This window comes from Labrys sp. (in: a-proteobacteria) (assembly GCF_047605565.1).
In the GTDB taxonomy this organism is placed as follows: Bacteria; Pseudomonadota; Alphaproteobacteria; order Rhizobiales; family Labraceae; genus Labrys; species Labrys neptuniae.
In genome coordinates this window covers 110,599-130,469 of record NZ_JASGFM010000008.1, presented here as the reverse complement: position 1 = coordinate 130,469, position 19,871 = coordinate 110,599, and the positions used below count along the sequence as shown (strand labels likewise).

19 protein-coding genes are annotated in these 19,871 nt (G+C 63.7%); 10 read left to right on the top strand and 9 right to left on the bottom strand.

The window, feature by feature from the left end:
* The first annotated feature begins 93 nt into the window (after nucleotides 1-93).
* Nucleotides 94-753 carry a nitroreductase family protein gene (locus tag QM672_RS10475; RefSeq protein ID WP_415082418.1) on the top strand — a complete coding sequence of 220 codons (660 nt, stop codon included), beginning with the start codon at nucleotides 94-96 and terminating at the stop codon, nucleotides 751-753.
* Nucleotides 750-1,655 (top strand): EamA family transporter, encoded by a 906-nt coding sequence (locus QM672_RS10470; protein WP_415082416.1) that lies wholly within the window; start codon nucleotides 750-752, stop codon nucleotides 1,653-1,655. Before QM672_RS10475 ends, QM672_RS10470 begins: the two co-directional genes overlap by 4 nt.
* 96 nt (nucleotides 1,656-1,751) lie before the next feature.
* Here the strand turns inward: QM672_RS10470 and QM672_RS10465 are convergent, their stop codons facing one another.
* Together QM672_RS10465 and QM672_RS10460 are read right to left on the bottom strand one after the other, a co-directional pair.
* On the bottom strand, nucleotides 1,752-2,804 hold the full coding sequence (locus QM672_RS10465) for an aldo/keto reductase (protein WP_394308226.1): 1,053 nt from the start codon (nucleotides 2,802-2,804) through the stop codon (nucleotides 1,752-1,754).
* A gap of 11 nt (nucleotides 2,805-2,815) precedes the next feature.
* Nucleotides 2,816-3,679, bottom strand: a complete 864-nt coding sequence (locus tag QM672_RS10460) for a GntR family transcriptional regulator (RefSeq protein ID WP_415082414.1) — start codon at nucleotides 3,677-3,679, stop codon at nucleotides 2,816-2,818.
* A gap of 159 nt (nucleotides 3,680-3,838) precedes the next feature.
* On the opposite strand from QM672_RS10460, the gene QM672_RS10455 reads away from it, so the two are divergent.
* Nucleotides 3,839-5,368: a UxaA family hydrolase gene (locus QM672_RS10455; RefSeq protein ID WP_415082412.1), complete on the top strand. Its 1,530-nt coding sequence runs from the start codon at nucleotides 3,839-3,841 to the stop codon at nucleotides 5,366-5,368.
* Nucleotides 5,369-5,521: 153 nt separating this feature from the next.
* Entirely contained in the window at nucleotides 5,522-6,352 is an 831-nt protein-coding gene (locus QM672_RS10450) for an alpha/beta fold hydrolase (RefSeq protein ID WP_415082410.1), read from the top strand.
* 22 nt (nucleotides 6,353-6,374) lie between these two features.
* Here QM672_RS10450 and QM672_RS10445 read toward each other — a convergent pair whose 3' ends face one another.
* Complete coding sequence (locus QM672_RS10445; RefSeq protein ID WP_415082408.1) at nucleotides 6,375-6,929, bottom strand: lysozyme inhibitor LprI family protein; 555 nt, start codon at nucleotides 6,927-6,929, stop codon at nucleotides 6,375-6,377.
* A 29-nt stretch (nucleotides 6,930-6,958) separates the two neighbouring features.
* Nucleotides 6,959-8,194, bottom strand: a complete 1,236-nt coding sequence (locus QM672_RS10440) for a TCR/Tet family MFS transporter (RefSeq protein ID WP_311935283.1) — start codon at nucleotides 8,192-8,194, stop codon at nucleotides 6,959-6,961.
* A 419-nt stretch (nucleotides 8,195-8,613) separates the two neighbouring features.
* On the opposite strand from QM672_RS10440, the gene QM672_RS10435 reads away from it, so the two are divergent.
* From QM672_RS10435 to QM672_RS10420, 4 genes are all read left to right on the top strand, one after another.
* The gene (locus QM672_RS10435) at nucleotides 8,614-9,900 is read left to right on the top strand and encodes a 3-phosphoshikimate 1-carboxyvinyltransferase (RefSeq protein ID WP_311935281.1); all 1,287 of its coding nucleotides are present in this window, start codon (nucleotides 8,614-8,616) and stop codon (nucleotides 9,898-9,900) included.
* Nucleotides 9,901-9,932: 32 nt separating this feature from the next.
* The gene (locus tag QM672_RS10430) at nucleotides 9,933-11,396 is read left to right on the top strand and encodes a cryptochrome/photolyase family protein (protein WP_415082405.1); all 1,464 of its coding nucleotides are present in this window, start codon (nucleotides 9,933-9,935) and stop codon (nucleotides 11,394-11,396) included.
* 108 nt (nucleotides 11,397-11,504) lie between these two features.
* Nucleotides 11,505-12,899 (top strand): amidase, encoded by a 1,395-nt coding sequence (locus QM672_RS10425; RefSeq protein ID WP_415082403.1) that lies wholly within the window; start codon nucleotides 11,505-11,507, stop codon nucleotides 12,897-12,899.
* Nucleotides 12,900-12,942: 43 nt separating this feature from the next.
* Nucleotides 12,943-14,118, top strand: coding sequence for a CaiB/BaiF CoA transferase family protein (locus QM672_RS10420; protein ID WP_415082401.1), 1,176 nt, complete (start codon nucleotides 12,943-12,945; stop codon nucleotides 14,116-14,118).
* A gap of 112 nt (nucleotides 14,119-14,230) precedes the next feature.
* On the opposite strand, the gene QM672_RS10415 is transcribed toward QM672_RS10420, so the two are convergent.
* From QM672_RS10415 to QM672_RS10405, 3 genes are all read right to left on the bottom strand, one after another.
* Nucleotides 14,231-14,830 carry a nitroreductase family protein gene (locus QM672_RS10415; RefSeq protein ID WP_415082400.1) on the bottom strand — a complete coding sequence of 200 codons (600 nt, stop codon included), beginning with the start codon at nucleotides 14,828-14,830 and terminating at the stop codon, nucleotides 14,231-14,233.
* 235 nt (nucleotides 14,831-15,065) lie between these two features.
* The gene (locus tag QM672_RS10410; RefSeq protein ID WP_311935273.1) at nucleotides 15,066-15,476 is read right to left on the bottom strand and encodes a DoxX family protein; all 411 of its coding nucleotides are present in this window, start codon (nucleotides 15,474-15,476) and stop codon (nucleotides 15,066-15,068) included.
* 45 nt (nucleotides 15,477-15,521) lie between these two features.
* Nucleotides 15,522-15,710 (bottom strand): hypothetical protein, encoded by a 189-nt coding sequence (locus QM672_RS10405; protein WP_068295838.1) that lies wholly within the window; start codon nucleotides 15,708-15,710, stop codon nucleotides 15,522-15,524.
* A 95-nt stretch (nucleotides 15,711-15,805) separates the two neighbouring features.
* Between QM672_RS10405 and QM672_RS10400 the strand changes: the two genes are divergently transcribed.
* On the top strand, nucleotides 15,806-16,741 hold the full coding sequence (locus QM672_RS10400) for a LysR family transcriptional regulator (RefSeq protein ID WP_415082397.1): 936 nt from the start codon (nucleotides 15,806-15,808) through the stop codon (nucleotides 16,739-16,741).
* A gap of 54 nt (nucleotides 16,742-16,795) precedes the next feature.
* Here the strand turns inward: QM672_RS10400 and QM672_RS10395 are convergent, their stop codons facing one another.
* Together QM672_RS10395 and QM672_RS10390 are read right to left on the bottom strand one after the other, a co-directional pair.
* On the bottom strand, nucleotides 16,796-17,617 hold the full coding sequence (locus tag QM672_RS10395; RefSeq protein WP_311935268.1) for a DeoR/GlpR family DNA-binding transcription regulator: 822 nt from the start codon (nucleotides 17,615-17,617) through the stop codon (nucleotides 16,796-16,798).
* 367 nt (nucleotides 17,618-17,984) lie between these two features.
* Nucleotides 17,985-19,040 carry a hypothetical protein gene (locus QM672_RS10390; protein ID WP_415082395.1) on the bottom strand — a complete coding sequence of 352 codons (1,056 nt, stop codon included), beginning with the start codon at nucleotides 19,038-19,040 and terminating at the stop codon, nucleotides 17,985-17,987.
* Between the two features lie 267 nt (nucleotides 19,041-19,307).
* Between QM672_RS10390 and QM672_RS10385 the strand changes: the two genes are divergently transcribed.
* Nucleotides 19,308-19,847, top strand: a complete 540-nt coding sequence (locus QM672_RS10385) for a GNAT family N-acetyltransferase (RefSeq protein WP_415082393.1) — start codon at nucleotides 19,308-19,310, stop codon at nucleotides 19,845-19,847.
* Nucleotides 19,848-19,871: the final 24 nt, after the last annotated feature.

Sequence of the window (19,871 nt, the reverse complement as noted above, 5' to 3'; positions counted from 1 at the left end):
TAATCTCATGGCATATTATCACGTGATGGTGAGCATATAAATTCACTGCATCGATCGCCGCATGCGATCCCCATTCCGTGATGCAGGTACGCCATGACCTTTCTTGCCAGGATCCCCGTTGCCGAGGCCTCGCTGATCGAGGCTCATTGGAAATCCACCATCGAAAGCCGGGTTTCGGCCAATCATTTCGATCCTTCGCATGTCCTGTCGGACGCCGAAATCGGTGAATTGGTGCGGCTGGCGACTCTGGCGCCCTCTGCCTACAATCTGCAGAACTGGCGCTTCATCGCGGTGCGCGAGAGGCCAGCCAAGGAACGCCTGCGCGCAGCCGCCTATGGCCAGGCCAAGGTGAGCGAGGCGGCCGTCACCTTCATCGTCTGCGGCACATTGGCGGGGAGCGTCGATCTCGGCGCAAGGCTGCGTCCGTCGGTCGAGGCGGGTCTGATGCCTGCTGCCATGGCGGAGGGCTGGGTGGAGGCCGTCCGCCGGCAGTTCACCGGCAACGCCCAGGCCGAACGCGACGAGGCGATCCGTTCCGCCAGCCTGGCAGCGGCCATGCTGATCCTGGCCGCTTCGGCTTCCGGTCTCGCTTCGGGGCCAATGACGGGCTTCGATGCCGAGGCGGTCAGGGCGGCGTTCGGCCTCCAGCCGGACGAGGTTCCGGTGATGCTGGTTGTCGTCGGCCGGGCCGCTGACGGCAACGGGCCACAGAAGCCGAGGCGTCCCCTGGAAGAAGTGATGGTGCTGTCATGAGCAATCTCAGCCAGGCCTCCTCGGGCGGCATCATGGGCTATGGCCGTTCTTTCGACGTGCTGCTCACGGCCATCGCGCCAACTGTGTGGGGCAGTACCTATATCGTCACCACGCAGCTTCTGCCTCAGGGCTATCCCATTACCGTGGCGATGCTGAGGGCGCTTCCCGCTGGCCTGCTGCTGATGATGCTGGTCCGGCAATTGCCGGCAGGGCATTGGTGGTGGCGGGTCGTGGTCCTGGGTGCCCTGAATATCGCCTTCTTCCTGACAATGCTGTTCATCGCGGCCTATCGCCTGCCGGGCGGTGTGGCAGCGACCATCGGCGCCATCCAGCCCCTGATCGTGATTTTTCTGACACGCGCCGTGCTGGGCACGCCGGTGCGCTTGGCAGCGATCGCGGCAGCCCTGGCCGGTCTTGCCGGGGTCGCCTTGCTGCTCATCGCGCCCAGGAGCGTGGTGCTGGATCCTATCGGCATCGTTGCGGGCCTGGCCGGAGCGGTCTCCCTGGCGCTGGGCACGGTGATGAGCCGGCGCTGGCAACCGCCTGTCTCGACCCTGACCTTCACCGCCTGGCAGCTCACGGCGGGAGGCATCCTGCTGATACCGGTGGCGTTGTGGCTCGAGCCGCCTCTGCCGGCGCTCGGCCTGCAGAACGTGGCGGGCTTTGCCTATCTCACCCTGATCGGCGCGGCGCTGACTTACATGCTCTGGTTTCGCGGCATCGCCCGGCTCGGACCTTCGGCCGTGGCTTCCCTGAGCTTCCTCAGTCCACTGACGGCCGTGGTGCTGGGCTGGGGCCTGCTCGGCCAGTCACTCACCCTGCTGCAACTTTTCGGCATGGCCGTGGTGGTTGGCAGCGTTTGGCTGAGCCAGATGGTCCAGGCCGGACCTGCGAGGACATGACGGAGTAGCCCTGCAGTATACAAGTGTATTCAGTAGCGAAATGGCGGCCGGTGGCCGCCATTTGCCGTCTGCAGATCCGTTGGCGCGACGCGCCGATCAGGCCGGCACGGGCGCATCCTCGCGCAGCAGGCCTTCGCTCTTGAGGTCGTCCCAGAGCGCCGCGGGGATCTTGGCGCCCATGATCTCGGCGTTGCGGGTGACTTCCTGGGGCGACTGGCCGCCGGGGATGACGGAAACCACCTGGGGATGGCCGAGCGGGAATTTCAGCGCGGCCTCGACCAGCTTGACGTGATGGGCAGCGCAGACCTGCTCGATCCGGGCGACCCGGTCGAGGATCGCGGGCGGCGCCGGATCGTAATTGTAGAAGGCGCCCGGGCGCGGGCCCGTTGCCAGGATGCCGGAATTATAGGGGCCACCGAGCACGATGCCGATCTTCTTCTCCACGCAATAGGGCAGGAAGCTGGTGAGGGCATCCTGTTCGAGCAGGGTATAGCGGCCGGCGAGCAGGAAGACGTCGAAATCGCCGGCGCGAGCCAGGGTCTCGGCCACCTGCCATTCGTTGATGCCGGCGCCGATCGCCTTGACCGTACCTTCGCTGCGCAACTGCTCGAGCGCGCGATAGCCGCCCTCCATCAGCTCCTTGATGCGCTGGTCGGAAGCTTCCTTCGAGCCGTGGGTGAAGATGTCGACGTCGTGGGCAAGCAGCACGTCGATGGTGTCGATGCCGAGGCGCTCGAGCGAGAATTCCACCGAACGCATCACCCCATCATAGGAATAGTCGTAGATCTGCTGGCGCGAAGGGGTGTCGAAGAATTTGCCGATGCCGGTGCGCTGATCCGGCGGCACGACCTTGAGCAGGCGTCCGATCTTGGTGGAGAGGACATAGTCCTCGCGCTTGCGCCGGCGCAGCAAGGGATTGAGCCGCGTTTCGGCGAGGCCGAGGCCGTAGAGCGGCGCGGTGTCGAAATAGCGGATGCCGGCATCCCAGGCGGCATTGACGGTTAGCGCGGCGACGTCCTCGTCGAGGGCCCGGTAGAGATTGCCGAGCGGAGCGGTGCCGAAGCCCAGCTCGGTGAAAGGGATCACCGCGCCGGAACGGCTGGTATGCTTGCGGATGGCGAATTTGCTGTCGGGCGATTTACTTGTCATGGCCTCTCTCTTCACAGATCTTCGAACAGGGTGGGATTTTCAGCGGCAAAGGCCACCAGTTCCGTGATGACGGAATCGAGATGCGCTTCCATGGCGCTGGCCGCGGCATCGGCGTCACCGGCACGCAGGGCCGTGACGATGGCCTGGTGGTCGACCAAAGTAAGGGCTATGTGCCGGGGCGAGGAGAGCAGGCGGCGGACGCGATCGAGATTGGCGCGGGCCGCCTCGACGGCTGCCTTGACGCGGGCAAAGCCGAGCGCGTCGAGCAGGGTGAGGTGAAATTCGAGGTCGAGCAGATGGAAGCCGCGGCGGTCACCGGCCTCGGCAGCCGCCTGCTGGTAGCGCAGATTGCGTTCGAGGCTTTGGAGCAGCGCATCTTTGTCATTCCCGGCGAGCGGGGCATGAGCTTTGCTCGTGGCCGCGAGGGAAGGGGATCCAAGGGCGCAGGTGATCTCTTTTGGGCCCTGGATCCCCTTCCCGAGGCCTTCGGCTTCGCCGGGGATGACATGACCCACAGGCGTTGCCCGATACCCCAGCGCGAGCGTACGCACTGCCTGCGACTCCAGCGCGCGGCGGATGAACATGCTCTGGCGCACTTCGGCGAGGCGGATACGCGAGACTCGGGTGCCGCGCTGCGGCAGGATCTCCACCAAGCCCTCGCTTTGCAGGCGGGCCAAGGCTTCGGAGACCGGAAAACGCGACACGCCAAGCCTTTCGCAGATGGCAAGCTTGTCGATGTCTTCCCCCGGCGCGAGTTCGAAGCCGATGATGGCTTCCCGCAGAACCGCCAGCACGCGTTCCGTCGTGCCGCCGCGGCCCGTAAGGCCGAGTGGCTCGAGGAAGGCATAAGAGGCTTTGACGGCAACGTCTGGCATGCTAACATGTTAGCAATGCCCGTTGGCTTTGCCTAGAGCAAAGCGCGGTTTCTCCGAACCGCACTTTTTCTCTAGCTCTTTGTTTCGACGCGTCTTTGCGATTCTGGGTGACTCCGTCAAATCGCAAAACGCTACAGCTCCCTTCAACTGGATGTCGTCATGCAGATCGTTCCCGAAACCGCCCGGACCTTGCGCCTCAATGCCAAGGACAATGTGCTCGTCGCCATCGATGTGATCGAGCCCGGAGCAGTGGTGGAAAACGTCGCGGCGCTGCAGCGCGTGCCCAAGGGGCACAAGATCGCCGTCGCGCCGATCGGCGAGGGCGAGCCGATCGTCAAATTCGGCCAGATCATCGGCTTCGCCTCGCAGGCGATTGTGCCGGGCTCCCATGTCCATTCGCATAATTGCGAGTTCCATGCCTTCGAGCGTGACTATGCCTTCGCCGAGGATGCCCGGCAGGAAGCGGTCCTGCCGCTCGATCAGCAGGCGACCTTCCAGGGCTATCGCCGCCCCAACGGCAAGGCCGGCACGCGCAATTATGTCGCCATCCTCACCAGCGTGAACTGCTCGGCCTCGGTGGCACGCTTCATAGCGGATGCCTTCAACCAGTCCGGCATCCTGGCCGACTATCCCAACATCGACGGCGTGGTGCCCTTCGTACACGGAACCGGCTGCGGCATGGCCGACAAGGGCGAGGGCTTCGAGATCATGAAGCGCACGCAATGGGGCTACGCTTCCAATCCGAACATTGCCGCTGTGCTGCTGGTGGGCCTGGGCTGCGAAGTCTTCCAGATCGGCCGCATGAAGAGCGAATATGGCATCGTCGAGGGCGACCATTTCCAGACCATGACGATCCAGGACACCGGCGGCACGCGCAAGACCATCGAGCAGGGCATGGAGCGCATCAAGGCGATGCTGCCGCTGGCCAACCAGGCCAGGCGCGAGACGATCCCTGCGTCCGAACTGATCCTGGCGCTGCAATGCGGGGGCTCGGACGGCTATTCCGGTATTTCCGCCAATCCCGCCCTCGGTGCTGCCGCCGACCGCCTGGTGCATCATGGCGGCACGGCCATCCTGTCCGAGACGCCGGAGATCTATGGCGCCGAGCACCTGCTCACCCGCCGCGCCGCCAGCCGCGAGGTCGGCGAGAAGCTGGTCGAGCGCATCAAGTGGTGGGAAGAGTATACGGCCAAGAACAACGGCTCGATGGACAATAATCCGTCCCCCGGCAACAAGGCCGGCGGCCTGACCACCATTCTGGAAAAGTCGCTTGGCGCCGCGGCCAAGGGCGGCACGACGACACTGACCGCCGTCTATGAATATGCCGAGCCGGTGAAGGAGAAGGGCTTCGTCTTCATGGACACGCCCGGCTATGATCCGGTGTCTGCCACCGGGCAGGTTGCGGGTGGCGCCAATGTCTTGTGCTTCACCACCGGCCGCGGCTCGGCCTATGGCTGCAAGCCGACGCCGTCGATCAAGCTCGCCACCAATTCCGACATCTATCGCCGCATGCAGGACGACATGGACATCAATTGCGGCGATGTGCTGGAGGGCATCTCGATCGAGGAGAAGGGCAAGGAGATCTTCGACAAGATCCTGGCCGTCGCCTCGGGCGAAAAGTCGAAGTCGGAAGAACTCGGCTACGGCTCCAACGAGTTCGTGCCTTGGCAGGTCGGCGCGACGATGTGATTTTCGGATCGGGCGGGATTGCACGTGGCTTGTCATTGCCGGGCTCGACCCGGCAATCCAGTGCCTCAGGCTTGCATCTGGTAGCCTCTGGATACCCGGGCCAAGCCCGGGTATGACAAATTCCGCGCCGTTCTCCGCTTAAAGACATCTGCCATGCCTTTCATCGCCCATAATGGTCATCGTACCTTTTACCGGACGGTCGGTTCCGGCCCGCTTGTCGTGCTGCTGCACGGGCACCTGCTCGGCTCGCAATGCTGGCTCGATGGCGGCTTTGCTGAGGTGTTCACCCGTGACCACACGGTGGCCTTGATCGACGCACTCGGCCACGGCCAGAGCGACAAGCCGGCAAATCCTGCAGCCTATCGCCTGAAGGAACAGGCGGGCAGGGTCGTCGCCGTCATGGATGCGATCGGCTTCGAGACAGCCGATGTCATCGGCCACTCGATGGGGGCCTGGACGGGGGCCGGCATCGCACGGCAATTCCCTCATCGGCTGCGATCCCTGACGCTCGGTGGCTGGGACCCGGTCAAGGGTGTTGCCGCCGCCTTTCCGCCCGGCTTCGAGGGACCGCTGCATTTCGACCAGGTACTCGAATTGGCGCAGGCGATGGTGCCTGATCTGGTCTCGTGGGTGAGGCCCGAGGATGAACCGGGTTTGCGGGCGAGCTGGGATGCGCTCGCCGAGTTGGACGGGTTGGCGCAGACGCTGGCGTCGATCCGGATACCATTGCTGCTTTGGTGCGGCAGGGGTGACATTCGGGGCAGCCACATGCAGGCCTTCGCCGATCGCCAAGGCTTGGAGATGATCTGGACCGCCGGAAACCATAACAGCGTCGTCTATGAACACGCTCCCGAAGGGGCTCGCGCAATTCGCGCCAGGCTCGATATCGGGGTACGTGGTGAGGGTGGGAGCGAGCCGACGCCGGGGGGGGGCTTCAGGCGCGATACGCGCCTGAAGGGAACAGCCCCGCCTTATCGGGCTTGATCTTGATGTTGTCGAAGACCTGTCACTGCGCCGGCGGGATCGCGCAGTCGTCGGAATCCTGTTCACCGGATTGCTTGCCGCAGTTCAGATAAGCCTGGAAATCCTTGACGCGGCTCTGTGTCAGGCCGGCGGCGCAGGTGTTGAAGTTCATCGGGTTGATGCTGCCGCCGGCCGAGCGTACTGTCGACAGGGTGCATTCGGAATCGCGAAACGCGACCCATTTCTTCTGGGCGTCGATGAGCAGCTTCTTGGTGTCGTCGTCGCCCTTCAGGCGCGCTTCCATCTGCCTGTAAAGCTTGTTCAGATTATCATCGACCGCTTTGAGATCCTTTGCGGAGCAATCCGTGAGCTCTGCCTGGCTCTGAGCCTTCTTGTAGCAGGCATCATCGGCCTGGGCGGCCGAAAGCGGAGTGAAAGCCGCAAGTCCTAGGATGGTCGCAAGCCGCGCAGTGCGTTGGCGCATCGTCTGTCTCCTGCAATTGGCGGCGTAAAACTCGCTCATCGATGCACTTTTTTCAATGCCGTTCATTGCTAAAAACTTGAGAGCCTGCCTCTTTTTCTTTCTCTCTTCTGTCATAGGAGCCTGGCACGGGGGCGACTCCGCGATCACGTCTCACGCTTTTCCGGCACGGCCAGAAAGGCCAGCAAAGCGAGCGCTGCGATGATGGCGGCCGCGAAGAAGGGCGCGCCGGGCAGTTCGATCACCGCCTCCTTGCCGGCGAACACGCCGAAAAGCTGGGTCGCCATGGCCGGGCTCAGAATGGCGGTGATGCCCATCAGGCCGGAAATCGCGCCCTGCAACTCGCCCTGCGCATCGTCGTCGACCTGATGGGACATCATCGCGTTGATGGCAGGCATGGCAATGCCGGCGAGGCTTGAAAAGCCCAGCAGCGCGTAGATCATCCAGCCCCGGTTGGCCAGGCCATAGGCGACCAGCACCACCGCCTCGAGCGCCAGGCAGATCGCGGCGGTGCGCCATTCGCCGAGATGCCGGATGATGGCGCCGACCAGGCCGCCCTGCACGATGCCGGTGATCACGCCGAAGGCCGCCAGCGACAGGCCGACATCGAACTCGCTCCAGCCATAGCGGTAGATCGTGTAGTAGGCCCAGATGGCCGGGTAGACATTGTTGGCCAGGAAATGCAGGAACAGCACCAGGCCGGCACCGAGCAGGAAGGGATGGTGGCGGAAGGCGATCAGGGTGCCGAGCGGGTTGGCGCGGGACAGCGCGAAGGGGCGGCGCTTTTCGGGCGGCAATGTCTCCGGCAGCACGAAATAACCATAGACGAGGTTGGCAAGCGACAGGGCTGCCGCAGCGAAGAAGGGGGCACGCGGACCCAGCCCGGCCAGCAGTCCGCCCAGCGCCGGACCCAGTGCGAAGCCGACACCGAAGGCCGCGCCGATCATGCCGAAGGCCTTGGCGCGCTCCTCGGGCCTGGTGATGTCGGCGATGAAGGCATTCGCCGCGCTGTAGGAAGCTCCGCAAATGCCGGCGATCAATCGTCCGAGGAAGAGCCAGGCGATGGTCGGGGCGAAGGCCGTGAGCAGATAGTCGACGCCGAGGCCGCCGATGGAAAGCAGCAGGATCGGTCGGCGCCCATGCGCATCGGAGAGATTGCCGAGGATCGGGCCGAACAGGAACTGCATGGCCGAATAGGCCACGAAAAGCCAGCCGCCGATCACCGAGGCCCGGGCGATGTCGACATGGGCGACACCCTCGATCAGGCGCGGCAGCACGGGAATGATGATGCCGAGGCCGATCATGTCGATCAGCACCGTGATCAGCACGAAGGTGAGGGCGTGAGGACTGCTCCGGGTTTCAATCGTCTTGGCTTCGCTCATGATGACGCCTATCTCAGCGGCAGCTGCAATTCGGTTGCGCTTGTGGTGGCGGCCGAAGACGCAGGCAAATCAAAATGCAACTGTCGTGCTGGGCTGCCCCGCCGTATCGCGGAACCGGCAAGAACCCGACCATATCAGGGCTGTCCTTCTACCTGCCGGTGGGCGAACCGCGCAATCGACAAGGCTGGAGGCCGTGGGATTGGTTCTTGCTTGGCGCAATCGCGCAACAATCGTAGAGAGAGCGCGATTGCGTCTGTCTGCCGCTGCAGCGAGGCAAGAGCGTCTTGTGATTTGGCGGAATCGCCAAGGATGGCAAAGACGCCCTGCCCAATCCGTCGGATTGGCTTGGAAACAAAGATCTAGAGCACGGAGGCGTTTCCGTTTAAACGCGCTTTGCTCTTGGAACGAGGGAATAGAGGATGTCGACGGATTGGAGCGGAGATCTGACCACGGTGATTCCGCCGGATCACCCGCTGCGCGGGCGCGTGGTGCCGCCGGGCTCCAAGTCGATCACCAACCGAGCCCTGCTGGTGGCGGCGCTGGCCAAGGGAACCAGCCGCCTGACCGGGGCGCTCAAGAGCGACGACACCCGCTACATGGCCGTGGCGCTGCAGGCCATGGGGGTCACCGTCGAGGAGCCCGATGCAACCAGTTTCACCGTCACGAGCTCCGGCCGTCTGACCAAGCCGGCAGCGCCCCTTTTCCTCGGCAATGCCGGGACGGCCACTCGCTTCCTCGCCGCCGCGGCAGCCCTGGTCGACGGCGATGTCGTGGTGGATGGCGATGCCCATATGCGCAAGCGCCCGATCGCGCCGCTGGTCACGGCCCTCGGTACCCTCGGCATCGCGGCGGAGGCGCCGACAGGCTGCCCGCCGGTCACCGTACATGGCAAGGGCAGTTTCGGGGCAGGGCGGGTCGAGATCGACGCGGGACTGTCGAGCCAATATGTGTCCGCCCTGCTGATGGCCGCCGCCTGCGGCAAGGAGCCGGTCGACATCGTGCTGGCGGGCGGCAAGGAAGGCGAGGAGATCGGCGCCCGTGGCTATATCGACCTGACACTGGCCACCATGCGGGCTTTCGGGGCGGAGATCGAGCGGCCTGATGCCCGGACCTGGCGCGTGTCGCCGACGGGCTATCGCGCCACCGACTATCTGATCGAGCCGGACGCCTCCGCCGCGACCTATCTGTGGGCCGCCGAGGTGTTGACGGGGGGCGCCATCGACCTTGGCGTACCTGCCGAAGCCTTTACCCAGCCGGACGCCAAAGCCCATGCGCTGATCGCGGCCTACCCGCATCTGCCGCCGGTGATCGACGGCTCGCAGATGCAGGATGCCGTGCCGACGCTGGCCGTTCTGGCCGCCTTCAACCAGACGCCGGTGCGCTTCACCGGCATCGCCAATCTGCGCGTCAAGGAATGCGACCGGGTGGCCGCGCTGGCCGACGGCCTGACCCGCATCCGTCCCGATCTCGCCCGCGAGGAGGGCGACGACCTCATCGTCGCCTCCGATCCTGGGCTCGCGGGCCAGACATTGCCTGCCTCGATCGACAGCTATGCCGATCATCGCATCGCCATGAGCTTCGCCCTGGCGGGGCTGAAGATCCACGGCATTTCCATCCAGGATCCGGGCTGTGTCGCCAAGACCTATCCCGGCTACTGGCAGGCGCTGGCCTCGCTCGGGGTGCAATTGGAGGAAGGCCGCGCGTGAAAGCAGGCTGAAGCGGGGGCAATGGCGTGACGATGACGACTTCCCCCGTGCTCAAGCCCGCCATCGTCTGGTTTCGCGACGATCTTCGCCTGCGCGACAATCCTGCCTTGCATGCCGCCTGCCAGGCCGGCGTTCCCGTGATTTGCCTCTATATCCACGAACCAGCGGGCGAAGGACGGCGGCCTGAAGGCGCGGCTCTCTGGTGGCTGAACGGCTCGCTTGCCGCGCTGGATGCAGACCTTCGTGCAAGAGGCGGACAGTTGCACGTCCTCGCCGGCGCAGCCGGCGAGGTTTTGAAAACGGCTGTAGACAAGATCGATGCCGGCGCCGTCTACTGGAACAGGCGCTATGATCCGGCAGGGCGGGACATCGATACGCAGATCAAAGCGGACCTGCGGGCTCGCGGCGTCGACGCGCATAGCTTCAATGGTTCGCTCCTGAGCGAACCCTGGACGATTTCCTCTCAATCGGGTGAACCCTATCGCGTCTTCGGGGCTTTTTGGCGGGCTTTCCAGCAAAGAACCGTCGAACCTCCCTTGCCGGCACCGCCCGCATGCGCCTTTGCGCCGCTTCCGGAAGAGGCTGCCCAGCACTTCAGCTATCCAACCGGTCTCGAGCCCGATCCCCAGCGCCCCGATTGGGCCGTGGCGATGCGCGCCGACTGGACGCGCGGCGAGGCGGCGGGCCTTGCCTGCCTCCAGGATTTCCTCGACGAGGATCTCGCCGGCTATGCCGACAATCGCGATCGTCTCGACAGGAGAACGACGTCGCGGCTTTCCCCCTATCTGCATGCCGGCAATGTATCCGCGCGGCAACTTTGGCATGCCCTCTCGGCACGGCAGCATGGCGGTGTGGCGGCTGGCGATCGCGACGTCGAGAAATTCAAATCGGAACTCGGTTGGCGCGAGTTTTCCTATTCCCTCCTTTATCACTGTCCGCCCTTGCATGAGCGCAACCTGCAACCGGATTTCGACGCCATGCCCTGGCGCCGAAGCCAGCAGGATCTCGTTGCCTGGAAGCAGGGCATGACAGGCTATCCTGTCGTCGACGCGGCCATGCGCCAGTTGTGGGCCACGGGGTGGATGCACAATCGCGCCCGCATGATCGTGGCCTCCTTCCTGGTCAAGCATCTGCTGATCGACTGGCGCGAGGGGGAGCGCTGGTTCTGGGATACCCTGGTCGATGCCGATCCGGCCAATAATCCGGCGAGCTGGCAATGGGTCGCCGGGTCGGGTGCCGATGCCGCACCCTATTTCCGCATCTTCAATCCGGTGACCCAGGGCGAGAAATTCGATCCGGAGGGAGTTTTCGTGAAGACTTGGCTGCCGGAGCTCGAGCGCCTGGCCGCTCCCTTCGTTCATCGGCCTTGGACCGCCTCGTCCGCACAGCTCGATGCGGCTGGCATCCGCCTCGGCAAGACCTATCCTCTTCCGATCGTCGATCACAAGATCGCTCGCGAAAGGGCGTTGGCGGCATGGCGCTCGCTGCGCAGCTAGGGCTTGTATGACCGAAGCCGGAACCACGATCTGCAGTGACGTCGCAGCCCCTACCGCGGCAACGGTTCTGCCGCTAGGTTGAGGCCGCTGAGTCTGAGGGGGGGAGCCATGACGGAGTTGAACAGCGCGGTCGCCTTGGCCGAGGCGATCAGGAACGGCAAGGCATCCGCGCTCGAAGCCGTCGAAGCGAGCCTAGCGCGATCGACCCTGGCGCAGCCGAGGATCAATTGCTTCACCGAGATCTATGCCGATGAGGCACGCGAGCAGGCCGCCCGCATCGATGCTCTGCCCCTAGCCGAACGGGCGGCACTGGCCCTGTGCGGCGTGCCTGTTGGTATCAAGGATTTCACGCCGATCGCCGGCAAGCTGACGACCTTCGGCTCGAAGGTCTTCCGCGACCATGTCGCCGAGCACGATCCGGTGATCGTGCGCCGGCTGAAGGCGGCCGGTGCCGTGATCGTCGGCCATACCACCACGCCGGAATTCGCCTATTCCGGCAATACCCAGAGCCCGCTGTGGGGCATCACCCGCAATCCCTGGAATACCGAACTCAGTGCAGGCGGCTCGTCCGGCGGCTCGGGGGCGGCGGTCGCCGCCGGCTGCGTGATGCTGGCCGAAGGCACCGACATGGGCGGCTCGGTGCGCATTCCCGCTTCTCTGTGCGGCGTAGTCGGGCTGAAGCCGAGCTTCGGCCGCATTCCGATGGATATCCTGCGCACGCAATATGACACGCTCGCCCATTTCGGACCGCTGGCGCGTTGCGTCGACGATGCCGCCCTGTTCCTCGCCGTCAGCGAGGGGCCGGATGACGCGGATGCCCTGTCGCTGCCTGCCCTGCCGCCGGTTTTTCCCGTCGCATCGACGCCGGCCCGGCCGCGTCTTGCCGTGTCGCTCGATCTCGACACCCATGCGATCTCGGATGAGGTCGCCGACCTCTTTCATCGCCTGATCGACGATCTTTCCCGGTCCGGTGCCGAGATCACCTGGGTGAAGACGCCGTTCAGCGTGCAGTCGGTCCTCGATTGGGAGGATCTGTGGGCCTATTGCTTTGCGGGCGATGTCGGCTATCTCCTCGAACAGCATCGCGGCGACCTCGATCCGAACGTGGTCGCGCTGATCGAGGCCGGTCGCAAGCTCGATGCCGTCAAGCTGCGGGCCATCGAGCACCGGCGTACCGCTCTGTGGCGGGCCTTTGCCGATGTGCTCAAGGGGTACGATGCCCTGCTGTGCCCCACCACCTGCACGACTGCACCTTTTGCCGATCCGGCCCGGCGCGAGCGTGACGAAATCCTGCCCGACGGTCGTTTCAAGTCTGTCGACATGACAGGCCATTTCAACCTGACCAGTTCATGCCCCGTCATTTCCGTGCCGATGGGTCTCGGCGCCAGCGGCATGCCGGCCGGCGTGCAGATCGTCGGTCATCGCCATGACGATCGCGGCGTGCTGGCGCTGGCCAAATGGGTCGAGGGGCTCAGGCCTCCGGCTTTCCCGTCCGCCGCCTGACACGTTCCAGAACACATCCTTCAAGAAAGCCCTGCAAGCCATCATGTGGACACCTCTGTCGGACCTTCCCGCCCACAATCCGCCCAAGCCGCTGCATGGCGTGCGCGTGCTCGAACTCGCCCGCATCCTGGCGGGGCCCTGGGCCGGACAGCTGCTCGCCGATCTCGGTGCCGAGGTCATCAAGGTGGAGCGGCCGGGGCAGGGCGACGATACCAGGACCTGGGGACCTCCCTTCATCACCACGGAGGATGGCGAGAATCTGGGCGCTGCCTATTTCCATTCCTGCAATCGCGGCAAGCGCTCGGTCGCCCTCAATTTCGAGACGGCTGAAGGGGCCGATCAGGTCCGGGCGCTCGTGCGCGAGGCCGATGTCGTGCTCGAGAATTTCAAGGTCGGGGGCCTGAAGAAATACGGCCTCGACCATGAAAGCCTGAAGGCGATCAATCCCCGTGTGGTGACCTGCTCGGTCACGGGATTTGGACAGGATGGTCCATATTCCGCCAGGGCGGGCTATGACTTCATGATCCAGGGCATGGGCGGCATCATGGACCTGACCGGCGATCCGAACGGGGAACCGCAGAAGATCGGCGTCGCCTTCGCGGATGTCTTCACGGGAGTCTATGCCGTGGTCGGCGTGCAGGCGGCTTTGCGCCGCCGCGAGATGACGGGGCTGGGCGGGCATGTCGACATGTCGCTGTTCGACGTGCAGCTCGCGGTGCTTGCCAACCAGGCGATGAACTATCTCGCTTCCGGCAAGAGCCCCACGCGCATGGGCAATGCCCATCCCAATATCGTACCCTATCAGGTCTTTCCCGCCAGCGACGGGCACATCATCATCGCCTGCGGCAATGACAGCCAGTTCGTCAAGCTTTGCGGCGTGCTCAACATCCAGGATATCGCCGCTCATCCCGATTATCTTACCAACAAGGACCGGGTGCGCAACCGCGATACCCTGGCGGCCCTGATCGCCGGATTGACCGGGCGGCGGACGAGGGCGGATCTGCTGGCATCTCTGGAAAAGGTCGGCGTGCCGGCCGGACCGATCAATTCGGTCGCCGACGCCCTGCACGATCCCCAGGCTACCCATCGCGGCATGATCGTCGACCTGCCGCATCCCGGCGTGAAGGGCGGCTCCATTCCGTCCGTACGCACGCCCATCCTGATCGACGGCGAACCGATGGTGGCGCGGACAGCGAGCCCGGACCTGCCGAAGGAGTAGGGACTGGTTCTGCACCAATTCCAATCATGATGCATGAATCAAAAAGGCCGCTGCTGGAGCGGCCTTTTCCATGGGTCGGACCAGTCCGGGACCAGCACCAATCCTTGTGTCTTCAGGCGTAGACCTTGAAGCGATCATTGTCGTTCATGAAGCTCTTCTCGGGGAAGGGCTGCTCGTTGGAGCCGAAGGGCATCTGGGCGCGCAGCTTCCAGGACTTGGGCACATGCCATTCCTTCTGCACGGCCTCGTCGACCAGCGGGGCATAGTGCTGCAGGCTGGCACCGATGCCGTGCTCGGCCAAGGCCGTCCACACGGCGAACTGCGCCATGCCGCCCGACTGTTCCGACCAGATGGGGAAATTGTCGGCATAGAGCGGGAATTTGTCCTGCAGGCTCTTCACCACGTCCTGATCCTCGAAGAACAGCACGGTGCCGGCGCCGGCGGCAAAGGAATCCATCTTGGCCTCGGTCGAGGCGAAGCTGTCGGCGGGCACGATCTTGCGCAGGATTTCCTTGGTCAGGTGCCAGAACTTGTCGCTCTGCTTGCCGAACAGGATCACGGCGCGCGAACTCTGCGAATTGAAGGAGGAAGGCACATGCTTGATCACGTCCTGGATCAGCAGTGAAATCTCTTCCTCGCTCTTGGGCAGCGTCTTGCCCAGGGCATATTGCGTGCGGCGGGTCTTGATATGATCGATAAAGGTCTTGGACATGAGGAGTCTTCTCTATCTGTGTGACGTCGAGGAGGGCCGTCGCTTGCGGCACTTCTTATCGCAGCCCTCCATGCCTCGAATGTGACGGGATGGAAATCTGGATAATTTCGATGGTTAGATGCGAAAAGGTTGAGATGTCGTAGCGCTTCGGTCGGTTTTGCCAAAAGGCCAGACGGATCTTTTCGATCCGTCTGGCAGTTGGCGACGCAAGGCCGGGCTGGCCCGGCCTTCCTCCTCAGGCGGTCGCAACGTTTTTCCGGTTGAGGGCGGCGTCGACGCTGAGGCTGCCGGCACCGAAGGCCACGACCTGGAGCAGGCCGCCTGCCATGGCTATGTTCTTGAAGAAATGGATGAACTGGTTCTGGTCGCCCAGATTGTTATGAAAGAAGGCGGCGGCGGCGACGGAGAACACCGCCATGGCGAGGGCGACGAGGCGGGTCTGGTAGCCGACGATCAGCAGGATGCCGCCGACAAGCTCGACCAGGATGGCGAGGATGACGCCGAGATAGGGAAGCGGCAGACCGGCAGCCGCGATATAGCCGGCAGTGGCGGCCGGAGCCGTCAGCTTGCCGAAGCCGCTGAGAAGAAAGATCGCCGCGATCAGCACGCGGCCGAGCAGGGGGGTGTAGCGAACGTCTGAGGACATGGCAGTTTCTCTTTTTGGTTGAGGGCGGTGAGCGGCTTTGTCCGCTCAGGCCTTGATGTCGGTGAAGTGTGCGGTTTCCAGAGCCTTGGCCAACGCATCCGTGGCACCCGAGGGGGCGAGGGCCACGATATGGATTCTCGGCAGCGGTTGGGCCTGCTCCTTGAGCAGCAGAGCCGCCAAGGCTGGGTTGGCTTTTCGGCCGAGGATGCGATCGAACAGGGTGGCGATGAACATGGCGAGCACCTCATCTGAACTTGGCGCTGTTATCTCAGAGATTGATGTTCAGGAAAATATGGATAATATAGACAAATACGTTCGAGAAAGTTGATATGTCTGATCCGCGCCCCACGCTTGACCAGCTGCAGGTCTTCCTTGCCATTGTCGAGGCCGGCAGCTTTGCCGGCGCGGCCCGCCAACTCGGGCGAGCCACCTCCGTCGTCAGCTACACCATCGCCAATCTGGAAGCCCAGCTTGGCCTGGAGCTCTTCGATCGCCAGTCCACCCGCAAGCCCCAGCTCACCGAAGGGGGTAAGGCCATGCTAGCCGAGGCGCGCGTCGTGGCGCGCGGCATCGGCAGCCTGATCGCCAAGGCCAAGGGGTTGACCTCGGGCCTGGAGGCCGAGGTCACGCTGACGGTCGATGTCATGCTGCCGCCCTGCGCCCTGGTGCGGGTGCTCAACGCCTTCCAGGCGGAGTTTCCCACGGTGTCATTGCGCCTGCACGTCGAGGCGCTCGGGGCGGTCACCCAGCATGTGCTCGACGGTATCGCCGATCTCGGTGTCGGCGGTCCGCTCTCGCGGGACATCATCGGCATCGAGCGCCGCGGCATCGGCTCGATCCGCTTGATTCCGGTGGCCTCTCCCTCCCATCCTCTGGCCGGGCTCGGCAGCGAGGAGGCCGATGTCAGGGCCCAGGAACATGTCCAACTCGTCCTGACCGATCGCTCCAAATTCACCGAAGGTCAGGAATTCGGCGTGGTCAGCTCGAAGACCTGGCGCATTGCCGATCTCGGCGCCAAGTTTATGCTGCTCCGCTCCGGCATAGGCTGGGGCAGCATGCCGGAGGACATGGTGAACGACGATATCGTAGCGGGCCGGCTGGTGCGCCTGGCCATGACGGGCTGGGACCGCAATCTCTATCCCCTGCAGAGCATCCGGCGCACGGACACCGCCCTCGGCCCCGCTGCGAGCTGGCTGCTTGCCAGGCTGAAGGCGGCGCTGGACGAGACCGGCGAGGCGCTTGCCGCTGCGCGCAGCGCGGCATAGGCGTCGCCAGGAAGCTGGGCAGGCAAGGGCACCGGGTGCGCGGATGAAGGCGGCCTATCGCTGTGTCGTCCCCTTCATCGGCACCACTGTGACCTTGGTTCCATAGTTGTTCAGCGCTTCCAGATATTCGGGCTTGATGCCGTCATCGGTGATCAGTTCGTCGATGGCGGAGAGCTCGCAGAAGGTCGAGAAGGACGGTGCCGAGAATTTCGAGCTGTCGACCACCACGATGGTGCGACGGGATGATTGGATCATCTTGCGCTTGAGCGAAGCGACTTCGAGGGCGGCATCGGTGAGGACATTGCCGCTGACGGCATAGGCACCGGTGACGCAGACATCGGCGTGCACGGTGTTGAAAAAGCTCTCGCCCGGCTCGCCCCAGAGCGAACGCCAGCCGCCGGGCCGGATGGTGCCGCCCGGCATGATCACCCTCCAACTCGGTACGTCGGAACTGACCTGCGCGATCTCCAGGCTGTTGGTAACCACGGTGAGGGAAAGGTCACGCAGGGCCGCGGCCCGTACCACTTCCATCACGGTGGAACTGGCTTCGAAGATCACGCTCTCGCGATTGTTGATGCGCAGGGCCGCTTCGGCGCCGATGGCGATCTTCTGGGCGCGCTGCATATGCGCATTGATCTGCGATTCACGTTCGAAGGTCGCTTGCAGCGGCGGCACCAGCAATGCGCCGCCATGGGTGCGTTCGAGATAGCCGCCTTCCATCAGATGTTCGAGATCGCGGCGAATGGTCGATTGCGACCCGCCGATCGAGTCGGCCAGTTCCTGGATGGAGGCCGCCCCATTGATGCGCAGATGCTCCAGAATGAGCGCCCGCCTTTTGGCGGGGATGATCTCGACGCGTTTGGTGGGGGCTTCCATATAAGGCGGACTCCTTTGAGCATGCAGATCATCGACGCGGCCCCGAGATGCACAGACCCTCGGTGCCGTCAGACGATACAGGCTCGACTTAGGCACAATCTTGCAGATTCTGCCATTGAAGCGCGTTGCTTCCCAGATGGACAAAAGGCGGATCGAAACGACCCGCCTTGTCTGATCGAATGGCGGAACCGTCAGGCCAATGCAGCTCACTGAAGCGTCTTCGAGTTTGCACGACCTTTGTCATTGCCGGGCTTGACCCGGCAATCCAGCCTTTAGCCCCGTTGCGCGGGGGCTTCTGGATAGCCGGGTCAAGCCCGGCTATGACAATTCGGAGTGTTTCCTCCTTAAGGGAACTGCATTGGAACCGTCAGGCGACCTTCTTCAGGGCCGCCGGCTTGAGCACATCCTCGGTGATCGCGAGGTCATCTTCCAGGCTGCGCTTGGCCTTGAGGCCGCTCTTGGACAATTCGCCATGATAGGCCTTGACGGCTTCGTCCGGTGCGATAGTGCCGTCGGCGACCTGCCGCATCAGCACCAGCAGCGCAAGCGGATCCTCGGCCAGGTTGATCTTGCGGCCGAACAACGCGACGCGGCCGCCATATTTTTCGGCCTGGTGCAGCAATTCGAAGGTGTCACGGGTCGTGCCGGCGCCGCCGCCAAGTACGCCGACCACCAGGTCGGGATCGAAGCTCGACAGTTCTTCGAGCGCCTTGGGTCCATTATAGACGATCTTGAGGAATTGCGGGCGGTCCGCCTTGGTCACGCCGGCCAGGCAGCGCAGGATGCTGTCATTGATGTATTCGCCGATCTGCTGGCGATCGAGGCCGCAGTCGACATTGGGATTGAAGACTTCGAAGAAGTACTTGAAATTGTTGTCGGCGGCCTCTTCGCGGAAGGCGGCGAAGGCGTCGAGTGCTTCATAATCGTGATCGATGTCGTTGAGGAAGGTCACCGAATAGAGGCCGAGATCGGTGCCGGTCACGGGCGCGCCAATCGCCGGCTCGTTGGTGCCGTACATGACGCGCGAAAGGTTGGCGGTCCGGAAATGGCGGGAGGGATGCTTGGTATAGGCCTGGTGGCGCACGCCACCCCAGCAATCGGTGGTGTCATTGGCGCGAATGGAGGGTTTCACCGCCGAAGTGCGGAAGACGCCGCGCTCGTGCAGCAGTTCGAGATTGGAGGCCGACACCAGCATGATGTCGACGATATCCTGCTCGACGATGGCCTGGATCTGGTCAAGAAATTCGGCGCGCGTGCGCACCCGGCCCTGGCCGCCGTCGGTGCTGCGGGCAAAGCCGGTTGCCGCGAGGCCGGAGCCCATGTCGCCGTCCTTGGCATCGGCAATGATGAAGTCGGAACGCTTGTAGTTGCCCGCTCTGATATTGCGCAATTTCTGGTCGAGACGGGTTTGGGGGTAGGCCATCGCACATGCTCCTTGGACTGGCGATGAATGCCGCCGCTTCCTCGCTGCGGCGAGTCGCATTCATTTCAATGACACTCATATACGATCAAAATCTTTCAAACCAGTGCAAAATTTTCCGTTCACAAGGATTATCGCTGGCATCCGCAGGGCAGGAATCCTTGTGGAGGGCGACGCGAATTCGCATGGATGAGATTTGCCATTTGCTGCTGCGTTGCGGGAGAAGGAACGAAGAGTCTGCCAATCGCATCGGTGTGAAGGAGAAATGTCGTGCTGCCGAATTTCGAAACGCAGCGCCTGCTGATACGGCCGCGCACCATGGCCGATTTCGAAGCCTGCCTTGACATGGATCGCGATATCGAGGTCACCAAGCATATTCCGGGGCCCTGGCACGATCCGGAACAGCACGAGGCGTTCGTCAGGCAGCGCATGCAGGCCGACTATGGGCCGGGGCTGGGCTACGGGACTGTCGTCGACAGGTTTCATCCCGATCGCTTCCTGGGGTGGATCCTGCTCATTCCCGCCGACGGAACCGGGCCTGAGATCGAGATCGGCTGGCGGCTGGTGCGGAAGGCCTGGGGCAAGGGCTATGCGACCGAAGCGGCCGTGCCGGTGGTTCGGCATGCCTTTGCCACGCTCGAGGCAGACAGGATCGTAGCCGAGATCGCTCCCCGCAATGCCGCTTCGCTGCGCGTCGCGCAGAAGCTGGGCCTCAGCGATGCCGGCATGCGCGATGATCAAGGCGCGACCTGGAAGCGCTTCCAGATGACGCGAAGCGATTTCGCTTCGCTCGAAGCGACCGGACGCTGAGACACCCAGCCCCGGCTAGGGAGC